24 protein-coding genes are annotated in these 23,438 nt (G+C 44.6%); 7 read left to right on the top strand and 17 right to left on the bottom strand.

Annotated features, from left to right (window positions below; all coding sequences use genetic code 11):
* Positions 1-17: 17 nt before the first annotated feature.
* Both cudC and ACJA3J_RS01150 read left to right on the top strand, forming a co-directional pair.
* Positions 18-572 carry a choline uptake/conversion transcriptional regulator CudC gene (cudC, locus tag ACJA3J_RS01155; protein ID WP_089652914.1) on the top strand — a complete coding sequence of 185 codons (555 nt, stop codon included), beginning with the start codon at positions 18-20 and terminating at the stop codon, positions 570-572.
* Between the two features lie 152 nt (positions 573-724).
* A complete protein-coding gene (locus tag ACJA3J_RS01150) occupies positions 725-2,314 on the top strand; it encodes a sodium:solute symporter family protein (protein ID WP_089652947.1) in 1,590 nt (529 codons plus the stop codon).
* Positions 2,315-2,401: 87 nt separating this feature from the next.
* On the opposite strand, the gene ACJA3J_RS01145 is transcribed toward ACJA3J_RS01150, so the two are convergent.
* The 3 genes from ACJA3J_RS01145 to ACJA3J_RS01135 are packed head-to-tail and all read right to left on the bottom strand — an operon-like array spanning position 2,402 to position 4,075.
* Positions 2,402-2,920 carry a topology modulation protein gene (locus ACJA3J_RS01145; protein ID WP_406945292.1) on the bottom strand — a complete coding sequence of 173 codons (519 nt, stop codon included), beginning with the start codon at positions 2,918-2,920 and terminating at the stop codon, positions 2,402-2,404.
* Positions 2,921-2,924: 4 nt separating this feature from the next.
* The gene (locus tag ACJA3J_RS01140) at positions 2,925-3,635 is read right to left on the bottom strand and encodes a nucleotidyltransferase domain-containing protein (protein WP_406945291.1); all 711 of its coding nucleotides are present in this window, start codon (positions 3,633-3,635) and stop codon (positions 2,925-2,927) included.
* Positions 3,632-4,075 carry an NUDIX hydrolase gene (locus ACJA3J_RS01135; protein ID WP_406945290.1) on the bottom strand — a complete coding sequence of 148 codons (444 nt, stop codon included), beginning with the start codon at positions 4,073-4,075 and terminating at the stop codon, positions 3,632-3,634. The genes ACJA3J_RS01140 and ACJA3J_RS01135 overlap by 4 nt, the downstream gene beginning before the upstream one ends.
* A gap of 332 nt (positions 4,076-4,407) precedes the next feature.
* Between ACJA3J_RS01135 and ACJA3J_RS01130 the strand changes: the two genes are divergently transcribed.
* Entirely contained in the window at positions 4,408-5,643 is a 1,236-nt protein-coding gene (locus tag ACJA3J_RS01130) for an MFS transporter (RefSeq protein WP_406945289.1), read from the top strand.
* On the opposite strand, the gene ACJA3J_RS01125 is transcribed toward ACJA3J_RS01130, so the two are convergent.
* The 10 genes from ACJA3J_RS01125 to ACJA3J_RS01080 all read right to left on the bottom strand — a co-directional run bounded on the left by ACJA3J_RS01125 (position 5,575) and on the right by ACJA3J_RS01080 (position 14,576).
* Positions 5,575-6,381 (bottom strand): helix-turn-helix transcriptional regulator, encoded by an 807-nt coding sequence (locus ACJA3J_RS01125; RefSeq protein WP_406945288.1) that lies wholly within the window; start codon positions 6,379-6,381, stop codon positions 5,575-5,577. The two genes, ACJA3J_RS01130 and ACJA3J_RS01125, sit on opposite strands and share 69 nt — an antisense overlap.
* Positions 6,378-7,619 carry an MFS transporter gene (locus ACJA3J_RS01120; RefSeq protein ID WP_406945287.1) on the bottom strand — a complete coding sequence of 414 codons (1,242 nt, stop codon included), beginning with the start codon at positions 7,617-7,619 and terminating at the stop codon, positions 6,378-6,380. The genes ACJA3J_RS01125 and ACJA3J_RS01120 overlap by 4 nt, the downstream gene beginning before the upstream one ends.
* The gene (locus ACJA3J_RS01115) at positions 7,616-8,665 is read right to left on the bottom strand and encodes an ArsR/SmtB family transcription factor (protein WP_406945286.1); all 1,050 of its coding nucleotides are present in this window, start codon (positions 8,663-8,665) and stop codon (positions 7,616-7,618) included. The genes ACJA3J_RS01120 and ACJA3J_RS01115 overlap by 4 nt, the downstream gene beginning before the upstream one ends.
* A 324-nt stretch (positions 8,666-8,989) precedes the next feature.
* A complete protein-coding gene (gene trxB, locus ACJA3J_RS01110) occupies positions 8,990-9,943 on the bottom strand; it encodes a thioredoxin-disulfide reductase (RefSeq protein WP_089652919.1) in 954 nt (317 codons plus the stop codon).
* A gap of 13 nt (positions 9,944-9,956) precedes the next feature.
* Positions 9,957-11,711, bottom strand: a complete 1,755-nt coding sequence (gene arsA / locus ACJA3J_RS01105) for an arsenical pump-driving ATPase (protein WP_406945285.1) — start codon at positions 11,709-11,711, stop codon at positions 9,957-9,959.
* A 12-nt stretch (positions 11,712-11,723) separates the two neighbouring features.
* Positions 11,724-12,086, bottom strand: a complete 363-nt coding sequence (gene arsD / locus ACJA3J_RS01100) for an arsenite efflux transporter metallochaperone ArsD (protein ID WP_406945284.1) — start codon at positions 12,084-12,086, stop codon at positions 11,724-11,726.
* A 69-nt stretch (positions 12,087-12,155) separates the two neighbouring features.
* Complete coding sequence (arsC, locus tag ACJA3J_RS01095; RefSeq protein WP_406945283.1) at positions 12,156-12,578, bottom strand: arsenate reductase (thioredoxin); 423 nt, start codon at positions 12,576-12,578, stop codon at positions 12,156-12,158.
* A 28-nt stretch (positions 12,579-12,606) separates the two neighbouring features.
* The gene (locus tag ACJA3J_RS01090) at positions 12,607-13,902 is read right to left on the bottom strand and encodes an arsenic transporter (RefSeq protein WP_406945282.1); all 1,296 of its coding nucleotides are present in this window, start codon (positions 13,900-13,902) and stop codon (positions 12,607-12,609) included.
* Positions 13,903-13,913: 11 nt separating this feature from the next.
* A complete protein-coding gene (locus ACJA3J_RS01085) occupies positions 13,914-14,261 on the bottom strand; it encodes an ArsR/SmtB family transcription factor (protein ID WP_406945281.1) in 348 nt (115 codons plus the stop codon).
* Positions 14,262-14,321: 60 nt separating this feature from the next.
* Positions 14,322-14,576, bottom strand: a complete 255-nt coding sequence (locus ACJA3J_RS01080; RefSeq protein WP_115893265.1) for a helix-turn-helix transcriptional regulator — start codon at positions 14,574-14,576, stop codon at positions 14,322-14,324.
* Between the two features lie 189 nt (positions 14,577-14,765).
* On the opposite strand from ACJA3J_RS01080, the gene ACJA3J_RS01075 reads away from it, so the two are divergent.
* Together ACJA3J_RS01075 and ACJA3J_RS01070 are read left to right on the top strand one after the other, a co-directional pair.
* Complete coding sequence (locus ACJA3J_RS01075; RefSeq protein WP_089652923.1) at positions 14,766-15,083, top strand: metalloregulator ArsR/SmtB family transcription factor; 318 nt, start codon at positions 14,766-14,768, stop codon at positions 15,081-15,083.
* A 276-nt stretch (positions 15,084-15,359) separates the two neighbouring features.
* Positions 15,360-16,232 (top strand): permease, encoded by an 873-nt coding sequence (locus ACJA3J_RS01070; RefSeq protein WP_406945280.1) that lies wholly within the window; start codon positions 15,360-15,362, stop codon positions 16,230-16,232.
* A gap of 150 nt (positions 16,233-16,382) precedes the next feature.
* On the opposite strand, the gene ACJA3J_RS01065 is transcribed toward ACJA3J_RS01070, so the two are convergent.
* Positions 16,383-16,709 carry a four-helix bundle copper-binding protein gene (locus tag ACJA3J_RS01065; RefSeq protein ID WP_406945279.1) on the bottom strand — a complete coding sequence of 109 codons (327 nt, stop codon included), beginning with the start codon at positions 16,707-16,709 and terminating at the stop codon, positions 16,383-16,385.
* A 140-nt stretch (positions 16,710-16,849) separates the two neighbouring features.
* Here ACJA3J_RS01065 and ACJA3J_RS01060 point away from each other — a divergent pair, with 140 nt between their 5' ends.
* Both ACJA3J_RS01060 and ACJA3J_RS01055 read left to right on the top strand, forming a co-directional pair.
* Positions 16,850-17,134, top strand: coding sequence for a phospholipase (locus tag ACJA3J_RS01060; RefSeq protein ID WP_115893262.1), 285 nt, complete (start codon positions 16,850-16,852; stop codon positions 17,132-17,134).
* A gap of 723 nt (positions 17,135-17,857) precedes the next feature.
* Positions 17,858-19,006: an FtsW/RodA/SpoVE family cell cycle protein gene (locus ACJA3J_RS01055; protein WP_406945278.1), complete on the top strand. Its 1,149-nt coding sequence runs from the start codon at positions 17,858-17,860 to the stop codon at positions 19,004-19,006.
* 79 nt (positions 19,007-19,085) lie between these two features.
* Here the strand turns inward: ACJA3J_RS01055 and ACJA3J_RS01050 are convergent, their stop codons facing one another.
* The 3 genes from ACJA3J_RS01050 to glmM all read right to left on the bottom strand — a co-directional run bounded on the left by ACJA3J_RS01050 (position 19,086) and on the right by glmM (position 23,384).
* A complete protein-coding gene (locus tag ACJA3J_RS01050) occupies positions 19,086-19,622 on the bottom strand; it encodes a hypothetical protein (protein WP_406945277.1) in 537 nt (178 codons plus the stop codon).
* 117 nt (positions 19,623-19,739) lie between these two features.
* A complete protein-coding gene (gene glmS, locus ACJA3J_RS01045; protein ID WP_406945276.1) occupies positions 19,740-21,542 on the bottom strand; it encodes a glutamine--fructose-6-phosphate transaminase (isomerizing) in 1,803 nt (600 codons plus the stop codon).
* Positions 21,543-22,034: 492 nt separating this feature from the next.
* Entirely contained in the window at positions 22,035-23,384 is a 1,350-nt protein-coding gene (gene glmM / locus ACJA3J_RS01040; RefSeq protein ID WP_406945275.1) for a phosphoglucosamine mutase, read from the bottom strand.
* Between the last annotated feature and the right edge of the window lie 54 nt (positions 23,385-23,438).

Genomic DNA, 23,438 nt, shown 5'->3' with positions numbered 1-23,438 from the left:
CTGTGAGGAGGTTTTTAATGACAAATCATCATGAAGAAGGCTCCCGACAGACCATTGAGCACGCGAAAGGACTTGTGATCGATTCCATTGCGGAAACGATGGATTTGTATGGAGTGACCCGAAGTGCAGGGACTTTATATGGGACGATGTACTTTGAAGAAGATATGACGCTGGATGAAATGCGTGAAAAACTAGGAATGAGCAAGCCGAGCATGAGTACAGGAGTGAAGAAGCTTCAAAATTACAACATTGTGAAGCAAACGTTTCGAAAGGGAACGCGCCGACAGACTTTTGTAGCTGAAAAGGACTTCTTTAAATTCTTCTCCAATTTTTTTACGAAGATGTGGATAAGAGAAGCTAAAATCAACTTGGACACAGTTAAGCAAGCCCAGAAGGAATTGAATAAGCTTATAGAGGATTCCGAAGTTGACGAAAAGATTAAGCACGAAGCGCAGCAAGTCTATCAGCAGTTGGAAGCGTCCATTCCATATTACCATTGGTTACAGAAGCTCGTTGACTCTATTGAGAGTGGGGAAATTTTCGAATTTCTTCCTGTCGACCAAGAAAAATAAGATACCGCCTCTCTGAATAACATTTTATCTGTTATTCAAGGGAGACGTGTGGACTTTATAATTTACAGAATATTCAGATAATATTAAAAGGAGTGATGTCATTGCAATCGAATCAACAAACATCTTTTTTCGCTAAGAACAAAGCCGCTATCATGCTCGGGACACTTCTAGGTGTTTTCGTCCTCTACATGGCCTTCACAAATGAAAACATTCAATGGGGCGGATTTATCGCCATGATTGTTTTCTATGCCCTCGTCTATTACATCGGTGCCGTCTTCGCTACAAATAAATCCGGAACTTTAGCAGACATGATGGTCGCAAACCGCAGTTTACCACTTGGAATCGCGATGTTCACTATGGCTGCTACATGGGTTGGTGGTGGTTATGTGAATGGTACGGCAGAATTCACATACAGCGATGGTCTCGTATGGGCTCAAGCCCCGTGGGGATACGCATTAAGTCTAATTATTGGTGGTATTTTCTATGCCCGTAAAATGCGCCGCTATGAATTCCTCACGATCATCGATCCCCTGGAACAACGTTTTGGTAAAAAAATGGCCGGCGTCCTTTACATTCCCGCTTTGCTAGGGGAAATGTTCTGGAGTGCTGCAATCCTTACGGCACTCGGTACAACATTCGGAACCATCCTGAACATTGACTTTACTACATCCATCATCCTTTCAGGAATTATCGCCATCGCCTATACCGTAGCCGGAGGCATGTGGGCGGTTGCCTATACAGACGTTTTCCAAATGGCCATCCTATTAATCGGACTCATTTTAGTGGTGCCATTCACTTTAGGTCATGTTGGTGGTCTTGAAAACGCGTGGAGTAATTATTCAGTAGAATTCGGCTCTTACGCCAATCTGTTTCCTCCACTGAACGGGTGGCAGGATCCTGCCTGGGGCAACTGGTTCTGGAACTGGATTGACTATGCCCTTCTTCTCATCTTTGGTGGTATTGCCTGGCAAGTATATTTCCAACGTGTCCTTTCCGCCAAAAATGAAAAAACCGCGATGTGGTTATCCATCACAGCAGGAGTCATCTGCATCATTGCAGCCATCCCTGCCGTTCTGATTGGAATTGTAGGCGTGAATATGGACTGGGCAAGCATGGGACTTCCGACTCCTGAAAACCCAGCGGTTATTCTTCCGCACATCCTGAGGTATTTGACCCCTGAACTCGTATCCGCGATTGGTCTCGGAGCGCTTGCAGCGGCGGTCATGTCCTCCATGGACTCTTCCATTCTTTCTGCCTCTTCCATGGCATCCTGGAATGTGTATCGTCCATTGCTTAAACCGAACGCAAGCTCTGAGCAATTGAAAAAAGTGATCAAGCGCACGATCATCATCGTCGGTGTCGGAGCTATGATCATCGCATTGAATGTCAAAAGTGTGTATACGCTGTGGTATTTAGCATCCGACCTTGTGTACACGATTCTTTTCCCACAGCTTACGATGGCTCTCTTTTATAAAAATGCGAACCTCTACGGATCGATCGCCGGATTCTCTGTGGCGTTATTCCTTCGTTTAGGAGGCGGAGAACCAGCAATGGGACTACCGGCGTTCCTGCCGTATCCAATGATCAACCCTGACGGAATCGTCCTGTTCCCGTTCCGTACACTTGCTTGTATCGCTGCGTTCATTATGATCTTCGTTGTATCCGAATTGACGAAGAAAAAATGTCAGCCTCAGCCACTTCTCATGCCAGAAGAAAGAGAGCAAGAGGAAAAGGCTTCCTAATAGAAACAAAAAGCGCTCCAATTGTTGAATTGGAGCGCTTTTTTATGTAATGATTCGATTCCCCCAGTCTATTCGGGAACCGCGCACCTATGAAATGTGATCAAGAAACTTCTGTATATCTTTTTTGGACCTTAATTGAATGACCTGCTTTTCACGGCCGATTTCTTGAAACGATAGAAGTCTTTCCTGCATGTTCTTTTTCCGTTTTCGATAGGTCGTCACGATAAATTTTAAAAAGTCTGCTTCCATTCTTTCACTGCACCCTTCCCCGAGGTCCGGGCGTGTGCTCCCCCGGTGGGTCCACCAGCGCTTCAAGACCCGAAATAGACAGGTCCTTAAAGGCAATTCCAAGTAGATGATCGTATCAGCCTTCTCTGCGCGTATCTCATACGTATTTCTATAATTCCCTTCAATAATCCACTGCTCTTTTCCTACAACGTTTCTCTGCCTCTCTGAGAAATCCTCCAGTGTCGCTTCCTGCCAGCCCGGCTCCCAATAAAAACGATCCAGATGATACACGTCGATATCGAGCTTCTCCCCTAGTTTCTTTGCAAATGTCGATTTGCCTACACCTGCCGAAACACCAAGCACCATGATTCTCTTCACAGGTCTACCTCCTTTTCGATTTTCCGATTGAAAATCCTTCGAAAAACCGGCCTCCGTATGGATTCAAAACCTCATCCACTAATTCAACGACGCCTTTCTTCTCCCCACTTTTGTAAAAATGGACAAAGCACTGAATCAACCGTTCTGCAAAGGCAGCATCATAGTTTCGCAGTGACCGAGCGATCCATTTCGATGAGCCGCTCCACTGTCCATTCGCTCGCAAATAAAACTCACTCGTCTGCTCTGCTAGTTTCGCTGCAATAAAAAGAGCTTCCCCCCGTTCTGTACAACCAACGAAATCGTCCAATGCATCCGTAAGGAAATACCGCTTAAGCAAGAGGGTTTCCTTTGACCAGGGGGGTGGACCCTTCTTCAGTAAGTCCGCTGCTTCATGTTTGACAGCTTCCAAACGATCATCCCACTTAAGGACATGCCCCTCTGCCACCATTCGTGGCATCGAAGGTTGTCCCCGCTCACAATCACTATCGAAAAACACACGATAGGAGGACCAATTATGTACAAAAACCTCGACCGGCCATTGGCCCGCATAAAAAGACTCACGAAAAGAAGACGTTACTTCCGAATCGAAAATCACAATATCCAAATCGGATGTGCTTGTCGCCTCTCCCCTTACGACACTCCCTGCAAGAAGAGACGCATCACAGTCCGGAAACCGCTCTGCGATCACACCTTTTGCCGCCTCAAAAGCCTTCATTCGCTCACCTTTTCCAGAATGATTCGTGCCCTCTTGTCCATGTTCTCAGGGAGGGAATCGCGGCTGAAATACCTCAAATCCGAGGTTTCTTCATGGTCTACTCTGAGTTCTCCACGAATCTCGGGAGCTATAAAACAAGCAATGACATTATAGACCTCATCCCCATTCGGGTATCTGTAAAAAAAGTCTTCCCCCGAAAACGTGGCAACTTGCCGCACGTCTCCAGCCACAAGTCCCGTTTCTTCTTTCAGCTCCCTGACCGCCGTCTGCTCGAGTCTCTCCCCAAGCTCCATCGCCCCACCAGGGAGCCCCCATTCTTTCGTATCCACTCGATACTGGAATAGCAGCTCTCCCTGCTCATTCTCAACAAGAACCGTGGAACCTGCAACGACAAGCGGCTGTGTATCAATCATTCTTCTCATTTTTTGTACGTAGTCCATCTCACGCCCCCTAACTCTGAATAATCAGTATATCAAAAAAACCACCAAATCTTGCTAATAAACTTACCAATATTGATGAAGAACCTGAATAGCTGGTGAGATAAGATTCAAGTATAGGGCAGGATAGTTGAAGACTTGATTTCGAGATGTTTGTGTGATCTTAGGGGCTGCGTGAAGAGATTGCTTGATGAAACCCCGCAGGACGGCAGTTCGAGGAGGCTCATCGCGCTCCCTCGGAAAGCAAGTCATCCACCGACGCTCTATCCACTCATCAAAAGTCTTGAAACCGAGTCTTCCAATCGGGTGCTTTACTGTAAAAAGGAGGAATGTTGATGTATCGACCTTTATGGAAGCAGAAGAATATACGGTATTACTTGTTGGGAGGTGGCGTTTCGAGACTTGGGGATGTGCTGTCTGCGATGGCTTTTCTTTTCCTCGCTTATGACATGACAGGATCCAACGTCCATACGACTGGAGTGGCACTCGCAGAAACCGTTCCGTACTTGCTCTTCGGTTTGATCGGCGGAGTAGTCGCTGACTCTTTCCCGCGAAAAAAATTACTTATCCGGCTGGATTTGCTTCGCGTGCCTTTCCTATTGTCGGTTAGTCTCTTACACGGACTCGACCTGCTTACCTACCCCGTGTTGGTGATTGTCAGTTTCTTAGTTCAAACGATTGGGTGCTTCTTTAATCCTGCTCATCGGGCAGTGCTTCCAATGGTTACAACTGAAGACGAACGGTCAGCGGCTAACAGTCTCTACGACACGATCACACGTGGGGTAACAATTCTGACTCCGCTCATCGCTATTACTCTATTGAACACGGTGGGTGTCATCCACTTTTTCACTTTGGATGCGCTCACGTATTTGATTAGCGTTTACTGTTTGTCTCAACTCACCCTGGAGGACCCCTTGAAGAAAAAGCAGACGATTCAGTTCATTTTTCTGTCCATCAAAGAATTCTTTCTATGGATGGTTGGACAGACAACGATTCGGAAACTTTTTTTCTTCACGTTTTATACGGTTTTTCTTAATACCTGGGTGTGGCAGGTAGGGTTGTTGTTAGCTCTTGAAGAAATGACCACGAAAAGTGAAGAATGGTACAGCGGGATACAGGGTGTGTTCGGAGCCACGGTCATCATTACGAATATGGTGCTGCCTTTTTTCATTAAAAGATTCTCGCTCCACCATTATGTAATGGGGGCAGCGATATGGGGGGCTGGAATCGCTTATTACGGCTTTTTTTATGGAGTAGGACACTTTTTCATCGGCTGTATCATTGTGGGAATCGGTATGCCGGTTGCAAGTCTTGCTCGTGTGTTCATCATACAATCTGATGTTCCGGAAGAAAAAATGGGGAGAGCGTTCAGCACGAATGCTGTCCTTTTATATGCTTCCAATACACTTTCCTTAATGCTTTACGGGTTCTTATCCGCCTACATTCCAATCCGGTGGCTGATGTTTTCAAGCGGAGCGATGATCATCGCGGGCTGTCTAACTTTAACGACGGTTCATTTTATAAAACTCTCGAAACTGCGTCGGCGTTTTCTGATAGATTCTTTTAAATAGATGATTGTATGTCGTCATACTGGAAAATCCATGCTCCAAGGCAATGGATAAGACGGAATCCTCGGTATCCATTAGAGAAGACTGACTTCGGAAGAGTCGATAAACTTGCAGCCACGAGTAAGGGGAGACGCCGGTTTCTTTTTTAAAGGCATGAGAAAACTGATACTTGTTCATACGGGCGACGGCAGCCATGTCATCTAAAGACCAAACTCCTGAATAGCTTTCTCTCATCGCGTTCATTGCCCTATGAAGAGGGTCCCGTCCCTTAACAACCGGCCATTCTACCTGGTGAGAACCTGGACCATATTCCATCAATAGAACAGCGAGCTGCATGAGACTATGATCCAGAAAGAGATCCAAGCCCTCTCCCTTTTGATAGAAAAAGAAGTCTCGCACGAAATGAGCCCACTGGTTTAAGTGTGGGTGTTTGTAACTTAAAGTAGCGAATTCGACCGGTGAACCTGTGCCAGATCGTTGCGTCCCCGCTTCCTGCAACAATTCAGGACGCATTTCCACGAGGAACTTTTCCTTCGTCGCACTGAGCTGTTTATGTTTATGGTCAGGATTGAAAAGAAGAAACCCCTCTTTCTCTATCGAAACATCTCCTTGTGGCGTCTGATAGAGACCTTTCCCAAAGGGAGAAAAAATCAGCTTATAGCAATCATCCATCCGCCAATCCCTTTCCCAAAGAAAATCCGTTCGTTTCAATATTAACCCTTTATCATGACTCCAAATCAATGGGTTCCCTCCTCTCCATCTATCTTTTTCAATGAAGGGTGTAAGTAAATGAAAGAAGCAATGGTGGACACACTCCCTCCAATAGCAATGGTCATGGATGTACTTATGTATTCACCGATGATCCCAGCGACCAACGCACCTACCGGCATCAACGCCCACGTCATGAACCGGCTCGTCGCCTGCACCCTTCCAAGTAAATGCTCCGGCGTCAGCTTTTGTCTTAACGTTACAATACACGGACTGCTTATGGAAGCACAAATCGTCCCAACAGCGTTCAAAAGTGCGAGAGCAATAAAAGATTGATAGAAACTGAACAGGAAGATGGAAAGGCCTCCGAAGGCGCCACACCCAAACAATAGTGTACGATAAGCAATTCGGCTCCCTAGAACAGGAGAAAGCACCGCTCCCCCAATAGCACCTAACCCGCCAGCGGAAAGAAGCCAACCGATCGAGACCCCCGAAAAACCAATCTCAGCTTTTAAATGAACAATCAACATCGTCAAAAAAAGAGTCGTGCCAAATACAGAAAAGAACATGGCGATATTTGTATAGAGTAGAGGTTTCTGATGGATCACAAAGCGGAATCCTTCGCTCATGTCCTGGGTAAACGAACGCTTTCCCCCTTGCTTCTGCTCACTTTCCAACCGCAAACTCCAAACGACTAGAAAGCCGATGAAGAATGAAAAACTATTTAGGATCATGCCAACTCCAGGATTATAAATGGCCACAATCCAACCGCCAAGCCCTGGGGCAAGAAAGACAGCCGTATGAAACATCCCTGTGTTCCATGCATTCACTAAATCTAGATCCTGCTTTCTTACGAGTTTCGGAATCGATGCAAACTGAGAGGTTTGATAAAGTTGTCCAAGCACACCAATAACGAAGGCCGCCGCGTAGAGATAATAGATGGTAATCATTTCATAAAAAAACAACACCCCTATGCTCCCTAGCAAAAGAAAACGGAAAAAATCACAAAACAATAGAATCCGCTTCCGATCCAACCGGTCAGCAAGCACCCCTGCGAGCGGTTGTAACAAAACAGGCACCCGCTCAACAGCAGCGACAATTCCCATACTGAGCGGTGAACCGGTAAGAGCAAGTACCATCAAAGGAAGAGCAATCAAATAGATTTGATCCCCGAAAAAGGATACTAGATTTCCTCCAATGAAACGGAAGGCCTGTCGGTTGGACTTGAACGACGGTTTCTCCTCGGTCTGCCATACTTCCGCATCGTTCATTTTTCCTCTCCCAAGAATAACTCCAATTCTTTTGGCAGCATTTCCCAAGCCCGTGGGCTGACATGATACCGTGGACCATAAGCGACGATGAGCCTTGCGGATTTCAACAGCTTCAAATGATGGTAGACAGTGGTTTTACCCATACCGATCTCCTCGGTCATCTCTTTCAGGGTGCGCCCTCCCCCCATCAAAATCTTGAGCATACGCAAACGATTCTCATCTCCAAGCGCCTTGAATTTCTGAACGAGCATTTGATCCGGAACATACGGGTCATTCGGCTGGATACTTTCATTGGCTACAGGGTAGTAGAAGATTTTCGCCCCTTCAATATCGGCTTCCACATTCCACGGACGATAAATAAATTGGGGGATCATGATGACTTTATAGACACTAGGCTCCGGCATGTAACGGATTCCATGTGTCGCCCACTCCACAAAATCCTCCGCCTCCAGTTTTTCAATCCGCTTCTTCTTGGAAAAAGCATCTTGTTCCAGAATTCCTTTGAACATCGCCTCATCCGTCTGAATAACCGCTTCATACCAGCCTGTCATTACCTCTTGGATATGACTTTTTAAGTGATGCGCATCCACCTGGCTAATGTAGGCAATGTAACGTGGAAAGAACGCATTATCTTTAGATACATCTTGAAGCCGCGCCACAGCCTCCTGATCTCCTTGAGAAGCAAGCCTACGATCTTCTTGATGTTTTTTCCCTAGATAAGGAATAGCGATATAACGCAACTCTTCTTCATCTAAATGATCTACAAAATCATTGAACTCCTCAACAGAACCCATATCCTTCTCATGAAGCAACAGCAAGATCGTTTTCCATGTATTCTTTTCCTGGACCATTTCTAAATGATCCAGCATTTCCGTAGACAACGATTTTTTGATTGTCTGCCATTGTTTTTTTGTATAGTCCAGCGTCTCCAGCAGCCGTTCGTTCGTAATAGCAGCGATTCCCAGTGCCGCTTCCCACAACAGGGAATGCTTCACTTCCACTTGGTATGTCTCTCTTTTTCTCGAACTCATAGAAAATACTTCCATTTCATCACCTCTTGCAACTATTCTATACTTATAGAATGATTAATTCAATAAAAATTGAATTAATTTTCAAAAAATACACTTAGAGTCAAATTGACGGTGATTTCCAATATATGTATGACCTGGTACACCATTATTTGGTAAATGCATCAATGTAACCTAACTGATGTGCAAAGTGCCCGTTCTCTCTTTGTAAGTGACCTAATTCTATTAAAAGTGACTTAACGCCAGGGGAAAGTTCCCTAACGCCCGTCCAAAGTGACCTAACGTATTTCTGGTACAAAAAAGCATCGATCTGTAAAAACAGACCGATGCTCACTCAAGTAATTAGGATAAGTTTTCGCTCCAGTCGATCGTCGCTTCTCCTTCAAGGAAACGCTCCGTATCCATCGCGGCCATGCAGCCTGTGCCTGCCGCTGTAATCGCTTGGCGGTATTTCTGGTCCTGCACATCGCCACACGCGAAAATGCCTGGAATATTCGTGTTGGTCGTACCGGGATCAACGAGGATATAACCTTTATCGTCCATATCCAGTTTCCCTTTCACAAAATCCGTGTTCGGGTTGTGACCGATCGCAACAAATATCCCATCCGTTTCAATGACTTCCTCTTCTCCAGACTCGTTGTCACGAACCTTGATGCCACTGATCTTCATGCCATCGGACACCATTTCGACCGGTGTTTTGTTCAGTGCCCACGTCACTTTATCATTCTCCTGCGCTCGTGTCTGCATGATTTTCGAAGCACGGAGCTCATGACGACGGTGGATCACTTGGACTTCGCTCGCAAATTTCGTAAGGAACGTCGCCTCTTCCATCGCAGAGTCCCCTCCACCGATGATGACGACTTTCTTTCCTCGGAAAAAGAAGCCATCACAAGTCGCACATGTGCTGACACCTTTTCCTAAGTTTTCTTTTTCACCCGGAATGCCGAGCATTTTTGCAGAGGCGCCTGTAGAAATGATTAATGTTTCCGTCTCCACTTCACCTAAACCATCAACTTGAAGCTTGAATGGACGTTCTCCCACCTCTACATCGGTCACCCATCCACGCTTGAAAGTCGCACCAAAGCGTTCCGCCTGCTTTTTCATGTTATCCATGAGTTCCGGCCCCATGATGCCATCAGGGAATCCTGGGAAATTCTCAACTTCCGTGGTTAGGGTCAATTGCCCGCCCGGTTCCGGCCCTTCGATGACGAGCGGTTCCATATCTGCTCTTGCTAAATAAACGGCCGCCGTTAACCCTGCAGGCCCTGTGCCTAAGATGATCGATTTATAAGCCATAGTGAATCCTCCTTTAAGTTGTCTGCCCCTCTAGGAATATCTTCTCCTGCCATGGGATTCTAGCTACTTTGGGGACGTGCTCAACCGTATGCAGCATCCACTTTTCCTCCATATGCGCTTTCGCTTTCAAAACAGGATCTGTGAGGGATACACCTGAAAACGTCTGATTGATTACCCACCACTTCGGATGGAGACCTGCCCGCTTTAAGTCTGCTTCTAAACGTTCTGCTTCATACACAGGCGTTGCTTCCGCTAAAGAGACGATAACTACATGGGTGTATGTTTCATCTCTCAATTTCGGTAAAAGGTTTCTTACTGACTCCGGTACATGACCAGTCGTTCTCTCTATTTCACGATGATAAGATTGAGCAGCATCTAATAAAAGCAGGGTATGCCCAGTAGGAGCCGTATCAATGACGATATACTCTTCTTCTGAATGTTCCACAACATCTGCAAAGGCTCTGAATACAGCGATTTCCTCCGTACATGGGGAATCAAGATCTTCTTTTAAGTAGTTTAGTTCATCTTCATTTAAATCGTGACTCGTCTGATCAAGAACCATCTTCTTATAGGCATCCGTTTCCTTTTTCGGATCGATATTTGATACCCGCAGATTCTCATGTAATTGATCTTCGAAAAGGGAACTCAAGTGATCCGCCGGGTCTGTGGTCGTCAAATGGACCCTGTATCCTTGTTCAGCGAGTTCCACTGCCATAGAGGCAGCTGTTGTTGTTTTACCAACCCCGCCTTTACCCATCGTAAAAATAAGTCCCTGCTTTGTTTTCAAAAATTCCTGCACCAAATCTGAAAGTCCTGACACATCCGTTGAGCTTCCGATCGTATCACCTTCCAAATTCATACGATCAACCACATTCCCCTCAATCCATGCCCTCAAGTCATTCACTCCCGTCAATGATAAAGGCGCAAAAGGCAGATGATATGACCTTAAGTTTCTTAGATGATCTGACATCGTATCCAGTGCGTTCACCTGCTTCAAGAGAAAGGCTTGGGCGATGGGGTCTTCCGAATCTACCGGTTGATATAGTCCGTTTACAACAAGCCGTTGATTTTGAATGCCTATTTTGAAAAGCTCTTTTGAGGAACGGTCCGCTTCATAAAATGCAGTCTCTTCCGGACGGCTCACCAATAGAAGTAACGTCTGCTCCTGATCTGACAATGTCCGCACCGCTTGTTCATATCTGCCCTTCTTATCTGCAAGAGCAGATAATGGGCCGAGACAGGAAGCTCCATCCGGATTGGTTTCCATAAAGCCACTCCACGCTTTCGGTAGTTGCAGCAAACGTAAGGTATGTCCTGTCGGCGCAGTATCAAAGATGATATGGTCAAATTCATTTTTCACTTCATCATCACAGAGGAAAGATGTGAACGAATCAAATGCGGCAATTTCAGTCGTGCACGCCCCTGACATTTGTTCTTCCATGGAGTGTAGAACTGTTTCCGGAAGTTTACCTCGATAAGGACCGATCGCTTCCTCCCGATGTTTGGCTGCCGCTTCTTCCGGGTCAAGGTTCACAACAGCCAAACGAGGAACATCTCTCAAGTAGCGGTGATTCTGACCAAACTCCTCTTGAAAAATGTCTTGCAGATTAGAAGCAGGGTCGGTACTAATTAGCAATACCCGTTTCCCGTTATCTGCTAACGATACCGCCGTCGCACACGCCGTAGAGGTCTTTCCGACTCCACCTTTTCCAGTTAAAAATAGAAAATATGGAAATTCCATTACATTCGGCTGATATAGAGATTCCACGTAAAAAACTCCTTAATCCAAAATCGTAAAACGAGCGTCTGCCTTTGTCTTATTCTCTGTCAATAAACTTTCTTCTACGCCACACCACTCGGCGAACTCACTTTCAGTAGGATAAGCTTTCGTCTTCTTTACTTCCCCATCAACGATCGTCAAAGGTAAAGCTAATTCGCCTTCTTTTTGAAGATGAGCACTTACCTTTTCATTCTCAACAAAAACTTGTGTATCGTTGGAAAGATTATAACGTTCCACCTTTAAGCCATTCGCTTCAAGAACCGCCAGCTGCTTCGCTACTTTCGTCAGCGCCGGATCGACAGATGGACCGCAAACGCCAGTAGAACAGCATATCGCTGGATCGTATACTTCAACCTTTTTCATTACAATCCTCTCCTTTGGTTAAATTTACCCTTATAGAAAAAGCCGAGATTGTATCTCGGCTTTTTCGTTTTACTCCCCAGTTTCAGCGAACTTCTGGATACGTGCTTCGATTTCGTCACGTACACACTGGAAGAATGCCCACTTCTCTTCTTCCGTACCTTCCGCTTTCGCCGGGTCATCGAATCCCCAGTGGAAACGGGTAACATGTGGAGGAGTCATTGGGCACTTATCGTTCGCATCTCCACAAAGAGTAATCGCATATTCAGCATTATTCAGGATATCCGGATCGATGATGTCAGATGTTTGATCTGTAATATCAACATCGACTTCATTCATCGCTTTGACCGCATTCGGGTTCAAGCCGTGCGCTTCAATCCCTGCAGATTTCACCTCAAACTTGTCGCTCAAGTATTTCTTTCCGAACCCTTCCGCCATTTGGCTGCGGCAAGAGTTTCCTGTGCATAGAAAATAGATGACTGGTTTGTTAGACATGTAGCATTTCTCCTTTTTTGTGTAAAAATTATAGAATTAATAACCATAGATAAAGTCCGACGAGTGTAATGAATAAGGTCGGCACAGTTAATATGATTCCTACTTTAAAGTAGTACCCCCATGAAATTTTGAAGCCTTTCATGGATAAAACGTGGAGCCATAATAAGGTCGCTAGAGACCCAATGGCTGTAATCTTCGGCCCAAGGTCTGACCCGATGACATTGGCATAAATGAGGGCTTCCCTCATCGTTCCTGCTGTATTCGTATCAGCAATGGCAAGAGCATCAATCATTACGGTTGGCATGTTATTCATGATGGAAGAAAGAATGGCCGCAATGAACCCCATAGAGACTGTCGCTGTGAACAAGCCTTGATCTGCCGTGTACTGAATGACATTCGCAAGGATATCGGTCAAGCCGACATTCCGAAGTCCGTAAACGACGACATACATTCCGACAGAGAAGAAGACAATCGCCCATGGAGCTCCTTTGACCACTTTTCCTGTCTGCACAGCCGCGCTTCTTCTCGCCATCAATAGGAAAAAGATTGCGACAATTCCGGCAATGATGGAAACAGGAATCCCCAAAGGCTCACTTGCAAAGTATCCGATCAACAGAACAGCAAGAACGCCCCACGACATGCGGAACATCTTATGATCCTGGATCGCTTCCTTCGGTTTTTTCAACTGAGATAAATCGTAATTGTCCGGAATACTCTTACGGAAAAATAAGAATAAGACAAGAATACTTGCAGTAAGTGAAAACAAGTTCGGAACGATCATCCGTGACGCATACTCTACAAAACCAATATCAAAGAAGTCTGCAGATACAATGTTCACGAGGTTACTGACAATCAGCGGCAAGGAAGTCGTATCGGCAATGAAACCACTGGCCATAATGAACGGAAGAATCATGGTTTCCTTGAAATTCAAATTCCTGACCATCGCAAGAACAATCGGTGTTAAAATCAATGCCGCTCCGTCATTTGCGAATAGCGCAGCAACTACAGCTCCGAGCAAGGTCACATAAACGAACATCCGCTTCCCGTCACCTTTAGCTACACGGGCCATGTGAAGGGCTGCCCATTCGAAAAAACCAATCTCATCTAGTATCAATGAAATAATGATGATGGCAATAAAGGCTAATGTTGCGTTCCAGACAATATCGGTAACGGCAAGCACGTCTTGAAAATCGACGACACCAAAGATCAAAGCAAGGATCGCCCCCGCACAAGCGGACCAGCCAATCCCGAGATTTTTAGGCTGCCAAATGACAAAGACGAGCGTAAGTATAAAAATAATCGTAGCAATTAGTGCTAAACTCAAAACCAATCCCCCTAACTATCGCATTGGATCCGCAAGCCGGCTTCTTCCAATGCGGTCAATTTCTCTTTTTGGTCCGGAATTTGTTCCAGAACCTGTTGAATGATGGGATATGTCGCATGTTCTCTGTTCAAGGAATAAAAAATCCACTGCCCTCTTCGTTGTTCTTTTACAAGTCCAGCATCACGCAGTTTTCTTAGATGCTGACTGATTGAAGGCTGGCTCATTTGTAACACTTCCACAAACTCACATACACAACATTCACTATCTTTTACCAAACCAAGAATGGTCAGCCGCGTTTTATCTCCTAAGAGCTTCAACGTCTGTGCGGCTTGTTCCAACTCAATGATTGTCATTTCCATCAGAATCACCTCACCCTCCATCATGATATAAGTATATGCTTATATATGCAAGAGAAAAATTCAAACCCACTTCGAACATTCAGATGGAGACTTACACCAAATCCTTCCTGAGACGACCTTTATGTCCATTTGAAACACTTCCGAAATCTTATTCATTAGATAGGAAGAAGGATATATCTTTTCGCTTTCCAACCGTTCAATGAAGCGGACGTCCTCTCCCAATAAAAAAGCCACTTGCTCCTTACTCATCGATTTGGATTCTCTTAATCGGAGAAAATCTGCCCCGTAACCCTGACATGGATGAGAATCAATCATATCCGTCACTCCTCTATGTTTCGTATATAAGAATATACTTATACAGTAATCCTTCAATGTAAATTCTACATTAAGAGAAGATGTTTTAAATGTTAAATCAAAAAAAATTGATGAAATACTTGCTTTTCAGAAAATTAACCCTTACGATTGTAATTAATCAAATAATATTGATTTAAGGAGGATCATTAAATGAAAGAAATACCCGTTCAGGATTTGTCCTTGTCCAAAACTTTTCAGACCTACCAGAAAAAATTTAAAGCCTTAGCTGATGAACGCAGGTTACAGATCATGCATCAAATCACTCAACAAAAAGAAGTGTGTGTCTGTGATCTTTCTGACACCATGGCTCTGCCTCAATCGAAACTTTCCTACCACCTGAAGATTTTACTGGATGCATCCCTGATCAAGAAAGAAACAAGAGGAACCTGGAGCTACTATTCCTTAAATGAAGAAGAAGTGAATCACTTGTTGTCCGAAGAGTTGTGCTGTCTATTCAGACACGATTAATACAAAGGGCATAAGCCTTTGCGCTTGCCCTTTTGCTGGTTAATTGATCAAAAAAACTTGATTTAAGGAGACGATATTATGTTTACGACAGAAGAATGGAAGCTTAAAAATAAAGAAATTTTACTAAATGTAAAATCTTTCAAAAAGCAGTCCGCCTCCCGTATTAAAATAAGGGATTGGAACTTTCCAACTCGTCAAAGAAAACCAGAAATCTGCTGTACCTGTTGCTAACCACCTACAATAAATCAACTTTTTTTGATGAAAGGTGCAGTGATGATGATACAGGATACATTATTTAGTTTTATTACCATCGCCACAGAATTAACCATTCTCTTTTTAGGTATCTCTTTTCTTATTTATCTTTTCCAAGGGTTTATACCTTATGAGCGCATGGAATCGCTCATGGATAAAAGCCACCCGCTTATAAGTGCAGGAATCGCTGTACTTTTCGCGTTTGTAACCCCTTTCTGTTCATGTTCAACAATTCCAATTGTCGTTCACCTTTTAAGAAATCACATCCGCTTCCCTATCATCATGATTTTCTTATTTGCATCTCCTGTCTTAGACATCACGATCCTTACTCTCATGACAGCCATCCTGGGGTGGAAGGTAGCGCTGTTTTACACACTTATCACGACCACTCTATCTATTATCGTAGGGTTCTCTTTGCATGGGTTAGGATTTGAGAAGCAACTCAAACCTGTAATCATGGAAAATTACAACCCACCAACATCTACAAACAAAGTGAATGTGAATCGTGCGATTTCGGAAACATGGGAACTTATGAAAAGTGTTTATCCATTCTTGCTCATTGGAGCAGCCATTGGTGCCTTCATACATGGAGTCGTGCCTGAAGAATGGATCGCTCGTTATATGGGAGGCGAACAGTGGTGGCTCGTACCCATTGCTGCGGTCCTGGGTCTTCCTTTATACATTCGGTTATCTACCATGATTCCAATCTCACAAATGATGATTGCTAAAGGAATGGCCCTTGGACCCGTAATGGCTCTGATGATCAGCTCAGCAGGTGCCAGTCTCCCAGAGGTGACTCTGCTTCACAGCATTTTCAAAAAGAAATTAGTCTTCACTTTTGTAGGTTCAGTCATTGCCATGTCTACCCTATCAGGATTTCTTTTCTACTTGATTTAAAGGGGGTGAACCCATGAATTTGTTAGAGAAACTTTTTAGACAGAAAAAAGAAAAAACTTGTTGTACAGTCGTAATCAAAGAACAAAAGGAAGAAAAGTGCTGTGCAAAGTAAAAAGAGCGGCCTCTTAATCGCGAGGCCGCTCTCATCAATTATGCTACCTGCTTACAAGCTTCCGCACATTCATAGCAAGCTTTGGCACAATCCTGGCAGTGCTGATGATCATGTTGCTTACATTCATCTCCACAAGCCTGGCAGATCTTCGCACAAACCCCTGCCAATTCAGATACAAACGGAGAGTTTCTTGAAATTGCTTGTTCTAAGTATCCGCAAATATCGGCACATTCACGATCGGTACGAATACATTCCGCCATCATTTTTACGTCTTCCTCTTTCAAACAAGCATCGTAACAATGGTTACATGCTTCCATGCACACATGTAGCTTTTGGATAAGGTCTTGATATTTTTCGTGTGACATAAAGTCTCCTCCTTTAAGGTGTTAGTTAGTATGTATCTCATGAAAGGGTTTTATAAACATAGGAAGGGTATGTGACCAAACAAAATCCATTCCTTGTCATAAACTATTCTTAGCCAATCTTTTTGATGGAGGAGAACCACATGTATAGAAGAAGAGGACCGGTACGCAGACCCGGGTTCTGTGTCTTTCCCGGATACAAGTACTGTGGACCAGGATGCAGCGGCCCTGGCGAACCCGTCAACGCCGTAGATGCCGCCTGCAAAGCACATGATGAATGCTATCGCTATCACAGAGATTACTGTGCCTGTGACCTTGCTTTCATCAATCAGCTTGAAAGATTACAAAATCCTTATACCTCAGAAGGTCGTCATGCAAGAAAATTATATAAATACATGAGAATCCAGCGACTCTTCACCTGTTTCTAAAATATGCACCAACCAATCACCGTTCTTTTGGAGATTTTTTATTTGAATTTGAATGATGTTGAATGAGAATTATTAAGCTATATGGCAGGATTGTGGAAGACTTGATTTGGAGACTTTTGTGGTAATTTAGGGGCTCCGGGAAAAGGTTCGCTTTCCGTGGGCGAGTGATGAGCCTCCTCGAGCTAACGCTCTGCGGGGTCTCATCTACCACGCATTTCCCACAGGAGTCTCACCGTTTCCCTCCGCCCCTTTGCCATATGAGGTACTCGAAACCCCTCTTATAGTAGCCTGACTAGTTTTTTGTGAAATTCTGTTTAACTGCATCGATATAGGATTCTTAACAATAAAAGCTCCTATTACTGGAAGGTAGTTTCGAAAATCTCTTCCGGCAAGTGGGCGGAGGGGAATGGGGAGACTCCTGCGGGAAAAAAGTGCTTGGTGAGACCCCACAGGACGCAGTCCGAGGAGGCTCACCGCGCTCCCGCGGAAAGCGAGCCATTCCCCGTAGCTCCCATCCACTCAACAAAAGACTCGAAACTGAGTCTTCCACAATCGGGAGCTTATTTGATACATAAGTGTTACATTTTCATGTCCATGACCGAAAAGATTGCTTTATAATTGAAGAATAAGGAAGAGTTTACTTTTCAAACGTGTTACATGTGCTTATAATAGTCAACAGCACGCTTTTTTGCTTCGCCAACATGAGAGGATGTATAACCAAAAATGAAATTCGAAGAAAGATTCGATTGGCAGCTCTTTTTTATTATGTGTTGTTTCATAGCCGTCAGTGCAGTCGCTCTTTTCAGTGCTCAGCAAAGCACACAATATAATGATAACTTCGTACTTAAACAGTTGGTCTGGTATGGCCTCGGTGGCATCGTCATCGGCTTTATGCTCCTTGTGGATCCTGAAGATTTCAAAAAAATCAGCTGGTACTTATATGGATTCGGCATCATTCTTTTGATTGCCCTGATCGTCGCACCACCATCCATTGCTCCTGTCATCAAAGGGCAGAAGAGTTGGTTCGCCATGCCGGGATTATCTTTACAACCTGCAGAGCTTGTAAAGATATTCACCATTCTTGCTCTCGGAAGGATTGCCGTTGATCATAATCAAAAGCACCGTTCATCAATGAAAATGGATTTGTTCCTGTTGCTCAAATTAGGAGCGGCTACCGGCCTGCCGGTTCTCTTGATCATGCAGCAGCCCGATTTAGGGACAAGCCTTGTGTTCATCGCCATCTTAGCAGGATTCGTCCTGATCTCAGGCATCTCATGGAAAATCATTTTACCGATTTTCACCATCATCTCAGCTATTGGAACAGGATTGATCTGGCTTGCACTAAAAGCGCCTGAACTCCTTGACCGCTATTTAGGTGTGAAGGAGTATCAGCTCGGTCGTATCTACTCCTGGTTCCAGCCGACCAAGTATGAAGACTCTTCCGGATACCATCTCGTCAAAGCGATGAGAGCCATTGGTTCCGGACAGCTGTATGGAAAAGGGTTCGGCGAACGGGAAGTATACTTACCAGAGGCACAAACCGACTTCATTTTCAGTATCATCGCAGAAGAATACGGTTTTCTCGGTTCTTGTATCGTCATCATCCTATTCTTCCTATTGATCTATCGCTTCACGACCATCGCTTTTAAAGCGAACAGCAACTACAGCTCTTATGTAATGGTCGGAATCATCAGTATGATCGCATTCCACGTATTCCAGAATATCGGAATGTCTGTGCAGCTGCTTCCAATCACGGGAATTCCGCTACCGTTTATCAGTTATGGGGGAAGTGCCTTGCTCGGAAACTTGATGGCGCTTGGAATTGCTTTTTCAATATCCTACCACCATAAGACCTATATGTTTGGAGAATAGAAAAACAGCATACCAAAAAGGGGGCGTCATGGAACGCCTCCTTTTTGTTTAACCTTGAAGCTATACCAATCCTAACCGATTACTCGCTGTCGATGGTATTGGCGATTTCCACTAATTCATCAGGATAAAAGTGATCAGATACGCGTTGATCCATACTCAACCTGTACTGCCAATGCTCCGTTTCAAAAATGAAAACGTGAAAACCCGGGACTTTCACGAAAATTCCTTTCCCCCCAGTCTTCAACCTCACCTGTTCTATGATTCGCTTCTCATGAATAAATAGCTTGTTTTCTGCAGGCCGTATATCCACATTAAAATGATTTTCAGGTACGTGCTCATTCAAGTACTCAACATTTAATTCCACATTTTCGTTCCCACCTAACCGATTAACCTTGGCCAAAACGTGTGTAAATGCCAAGGACGGAAGTTTCTTAGGAAGAGATACTTTCATTTTCATTTGCTGTTCAAATTCTTTGACTGCTTCTTCCAAAGACTTATATCCATATTCAGCATAGAACTCTTCAAGGGGTTTGGACTGATCCACTTGGGCATGAACGGGCGTATGGACACCCAACATGCAGGTTATGAACAATAAAGACATTAAACATTTCTTCATACGAACACCTCTAACTGCATCGAATAGATGTATTTTCCCCAGGTTTTCTTTCCCCTATCCAAATGCAGGAAAATAAAAAAGCTGACATCCTTAAACGGATGCCAGCTTTCCAAATCTTTATTCTACCGTAACACTCTTCGCAAGGTTACGTGGTTTATCAACATCACAGTCACGGTGCAGCGCTGCATAGTAAGAAATCAGCTGCAATGGAATGACAGAAACAAGTGGTGTCATCAGATCATGCACTTGTGGAATGACGAAAGCATCGCCATCTTTGTTCAAACCTTCCATACTGATGATCATGCTGTTAGCGCCACGTGCTTCTACTTCCTGGACATTTCCACGAATGGAGTAGTTGACGTTTTCCTGTGTTGCAAGAGCGATGACAGGTGTGCCATCTTCAATTAGAGCGATCGTGCCGTGCTTCAATTCACCACCAGCGAAACCTTCCGCCTGGATGTAAGAGATCTCTTTCAACTTCAGAGAACCTTCCAATCCGACATAATAGTCAATGCCGCGGCCAATAAAGAAGCAGTTACGAGTCGTTGATAGATACTCGCTCGCCAAGTCTTCTAACTTCTCTTTTTGATCAGTTAAAGCTTCCATAGCAGTTGCCACGATTGCAAGCTCCTGCATAGGATCGAAATCAAGTTCAATGTCCTTCGCACGTGCTGTATCAACAGCTAGAATGGCAAGAACAGCCATTTGTGCTGTATAGGCTTTTGTAGAAGCTACAGCGATTTCAGGTCCTGCGTGCAGGTGCATCGTATAGTCTGCTTCACGGGAAAGGGTGGACCCTGGCACGTTCGTAACCGTCAGTGCCGGATGACCAAGTTCTTTGGTCTGGACAAGGACAGAACGGCTATCTGCCGTTTCACCACTTTGAGAAATGTAAACAAACAACGGTTTCTCAGAAAGAAGTGGCATGTTGTAAGAGAATTCACTAGCTACATGAACTTCTACTGGAATGTTTGCGAGTTTTTCAATAAACTGTTTACCTAGAAGTCCGGCATGGTAACTCGTACCTGCGGCGATGATGTAAATACGGTCGCACTCTTTCATCGCTTGGCGGATTTCAGGATCCAGCTTGATCTCGTCATTCTCATTTTGATATTCTTGAATGATTTTACGGATGACGAACGGCTGTTCATCAATCTCTTTCAGCATAAAGTGAGGATACGTTCCCTTTTCGATATCAGTTGTATCCAATTCTGCTGTGAATGGTTCACGCTCAACCTTTTTGCCATCGGGCTTTTGGATTTCAACACCATCGCGACGAACGATGACGGTTTCTTTATCCATAAGCTCAAGGAATTGATCCGTTACGTGAAGAGCCGCCATAGAATCACTGGCTACAACGTTGAAGTCATCACCGATTCCAACTAACAGTGGACTCTTATTCTTAGCGACATAAATCGTATCGTGATCTTCACGGTCGATCATTGCAATCGCATAAGAACCAGTTAAAAGCTCGACAGCTTTACGGAAAGCTGCAGCTACATCGTTCATTTCATTATTCAGGACTTCCATCAATTGAACGATGATTTCCGTATCTGTTTCACTCTTGAACTCCACGTCGCTCAAGTACTCGTCACGAACGTCCACATAGTTCTCAATGACGCCATTGTGAACGATTGTAAAGCGTCCGGAAGTGCTTTGGTGCGGGTGAGCGTTTTCTTCGCTGGGAGCGCCGTGTGTAGCCCAGCGTGTATGTCCGATGCCGTGCGTCGCTTTGACACTTTCATCTACAGCTTCTCTTAAAGAAGCGATACGCCCTTTTACTTTCGTCACTTCCACACCATTTTCGTTCAATGTTGCAATTCCAGCTGAATCATAACCGCGGTATTCAAGCTTTTCCAAACCATTCAATAAAATCTCTTTTGTATCATTCTGTCCGATATATCCTACAATTCCACACATAATTGTTGTCCTCCTGTTATCAGAGAAGGGCAACGAATGCTCCGTAGATTTCAAGGGGCTTTTCGCTGCCCCTCTCCCGTTATACTTTCTTTGATCACTTCGTCCTGAATGTTTTGTTCGGAAAGTCACCTTTCCGTTTTACATTCGGACATGCGGTTGAAGTGTGGCAACCGGGAGGCATCCGCCGAATACTCGATGAACCTCCACCTCGTCAACTGTGTTCATTTTAAGACGTAGCACACAGTCCTGGCGCTTTATAAATAAGGAATGACCTCGATCCTCCTTAACTATTTCAAAATAAAATCCTTTTGTCTCATTTCCGAATGAAAGTCTTTTCAAACATGAAATTCGACAATTTTTTAAGGACATGTTCAATTGTACACAGCCCTCTCAGATGGGTCAATAAAAATTGTAACCGTTACAAAAATGTAAGGGGCCTGTAATAGGATATGCGCAGATCACCCCCATGTGCGACCTGCGCAAGCCCTGAAACTACTCCTTCAAACCAAGCTCTTCTTCAACAACTTGGACAACTTTATCACAATACTCTTCGCATTGTTCTTCCGTAGGTGCTTCCACCATGATCCTTACTAAAGGCTCTGTACCGGATGGGCGTACAAGAACTCGTCCGCTTCCACCCATTTCCTCTTCTACAGCCTGGATGGCTTCCTGAATTCTAGGATGGGTTTGAACTTTATTTTTATCAATGACACGAACATTTTTCAATACTTGAGGGAACTTTTCCATTCCACTCGCAAGCTCTGAGAGTGGTTTGCCCGTTTCTTTCATGACATTGACCAATTGAAGAGCCGACAACATGCCATCTCCTGTCGTATTGTGATCAAGGAAGATGATATGTCCGGATTGTTCCCCACCAAGGTTATAACCACCGCGACGCATTTCTTCCATGACATAACGATCCCCTACGGCCGTCTTATCACTCTTCATTCCATTTGCTTCTACTGCTTTATAGAAACCAAGGTTACTCATAACCGTAGAGACCACTGTCGAGTTATTCAACGTACCGTTTTCATTCATGTGCTTGGCACAAATGTACATGATTTTGTCTCCGTCTACGATGTTCCCTTTTTCATCAACTGCAATCAGACGATCGCCGTCTCCATCAAAAGCAAGTCCTACATCCGCTTTCTTCTCTTTCACAAGGTCTTGTAACGGCTCCGGGTGTGTAGAACCGACGCCGTCATTAATGTTCAGACCATCCGGCGATGACCCGATCGAAGAAATGTCGGCTTCAAGATCTGCAAACAAGTGGGAGGCCAGTGATGAAGTCGCTCCATGAGCGCAATCGAGTGCGATGTGAAGTCCTTCAAAATCATAATCAACGGTTTGCTTCAAGTGTTGCAAGTACTTTTGCCCGCCCTCGAAGTAATCATTGATCTGACCAAGATCCGATCCTGAAGGCCTTGGAAGGTCATCTTGCTCTGCATCAATTAATGCTTCAATTTCCTGCTCTTGATCATCGGTCAATTTAAAACCATCTGGACCGAAGAATTTGATGCCATTATCTTCGACAGGGTTGTGGGATGCGGATATCATAATTCCCGCTTCCGCTTGCAGTGCTTTTGTTAAAAAGGCTACGCCTGGTGTAGAGATGACACCGAGACGCATGACCTCTGCTCCAATCGACAATAACCCGGCAGCCAATGCGCCTTCAAGCATCTCACCAGAGATTCTTGTGTCACGTCCAATCAAAACCTTCGGACGCTCGACACCTTTTGTTACGACATAACCGCCGTAACGGCCAAGTTTGAATGCAAGTTCTGGTGTTAATTCCTTATTCGCGACGCCTCGTACGCCGTCCGTGCCAAAATATTTACCCATAATCATTCGACCTCTCTTTCTATACTTTCCATTGATCTATGTTTTCACGATTGA

Source organism: Halobacillus sp. SY10, from assembly GCF_045401165.1.
Classification (GTDB): domain Bacteria; phylum Bacillota; class Bacilli; order Bacillales; family Halobacillaceae; genus Halobacillus; species Halobacillus aidingensis.
This window is presented reverse-complemented; position numbering and strand designations above follow the sequence as displayed.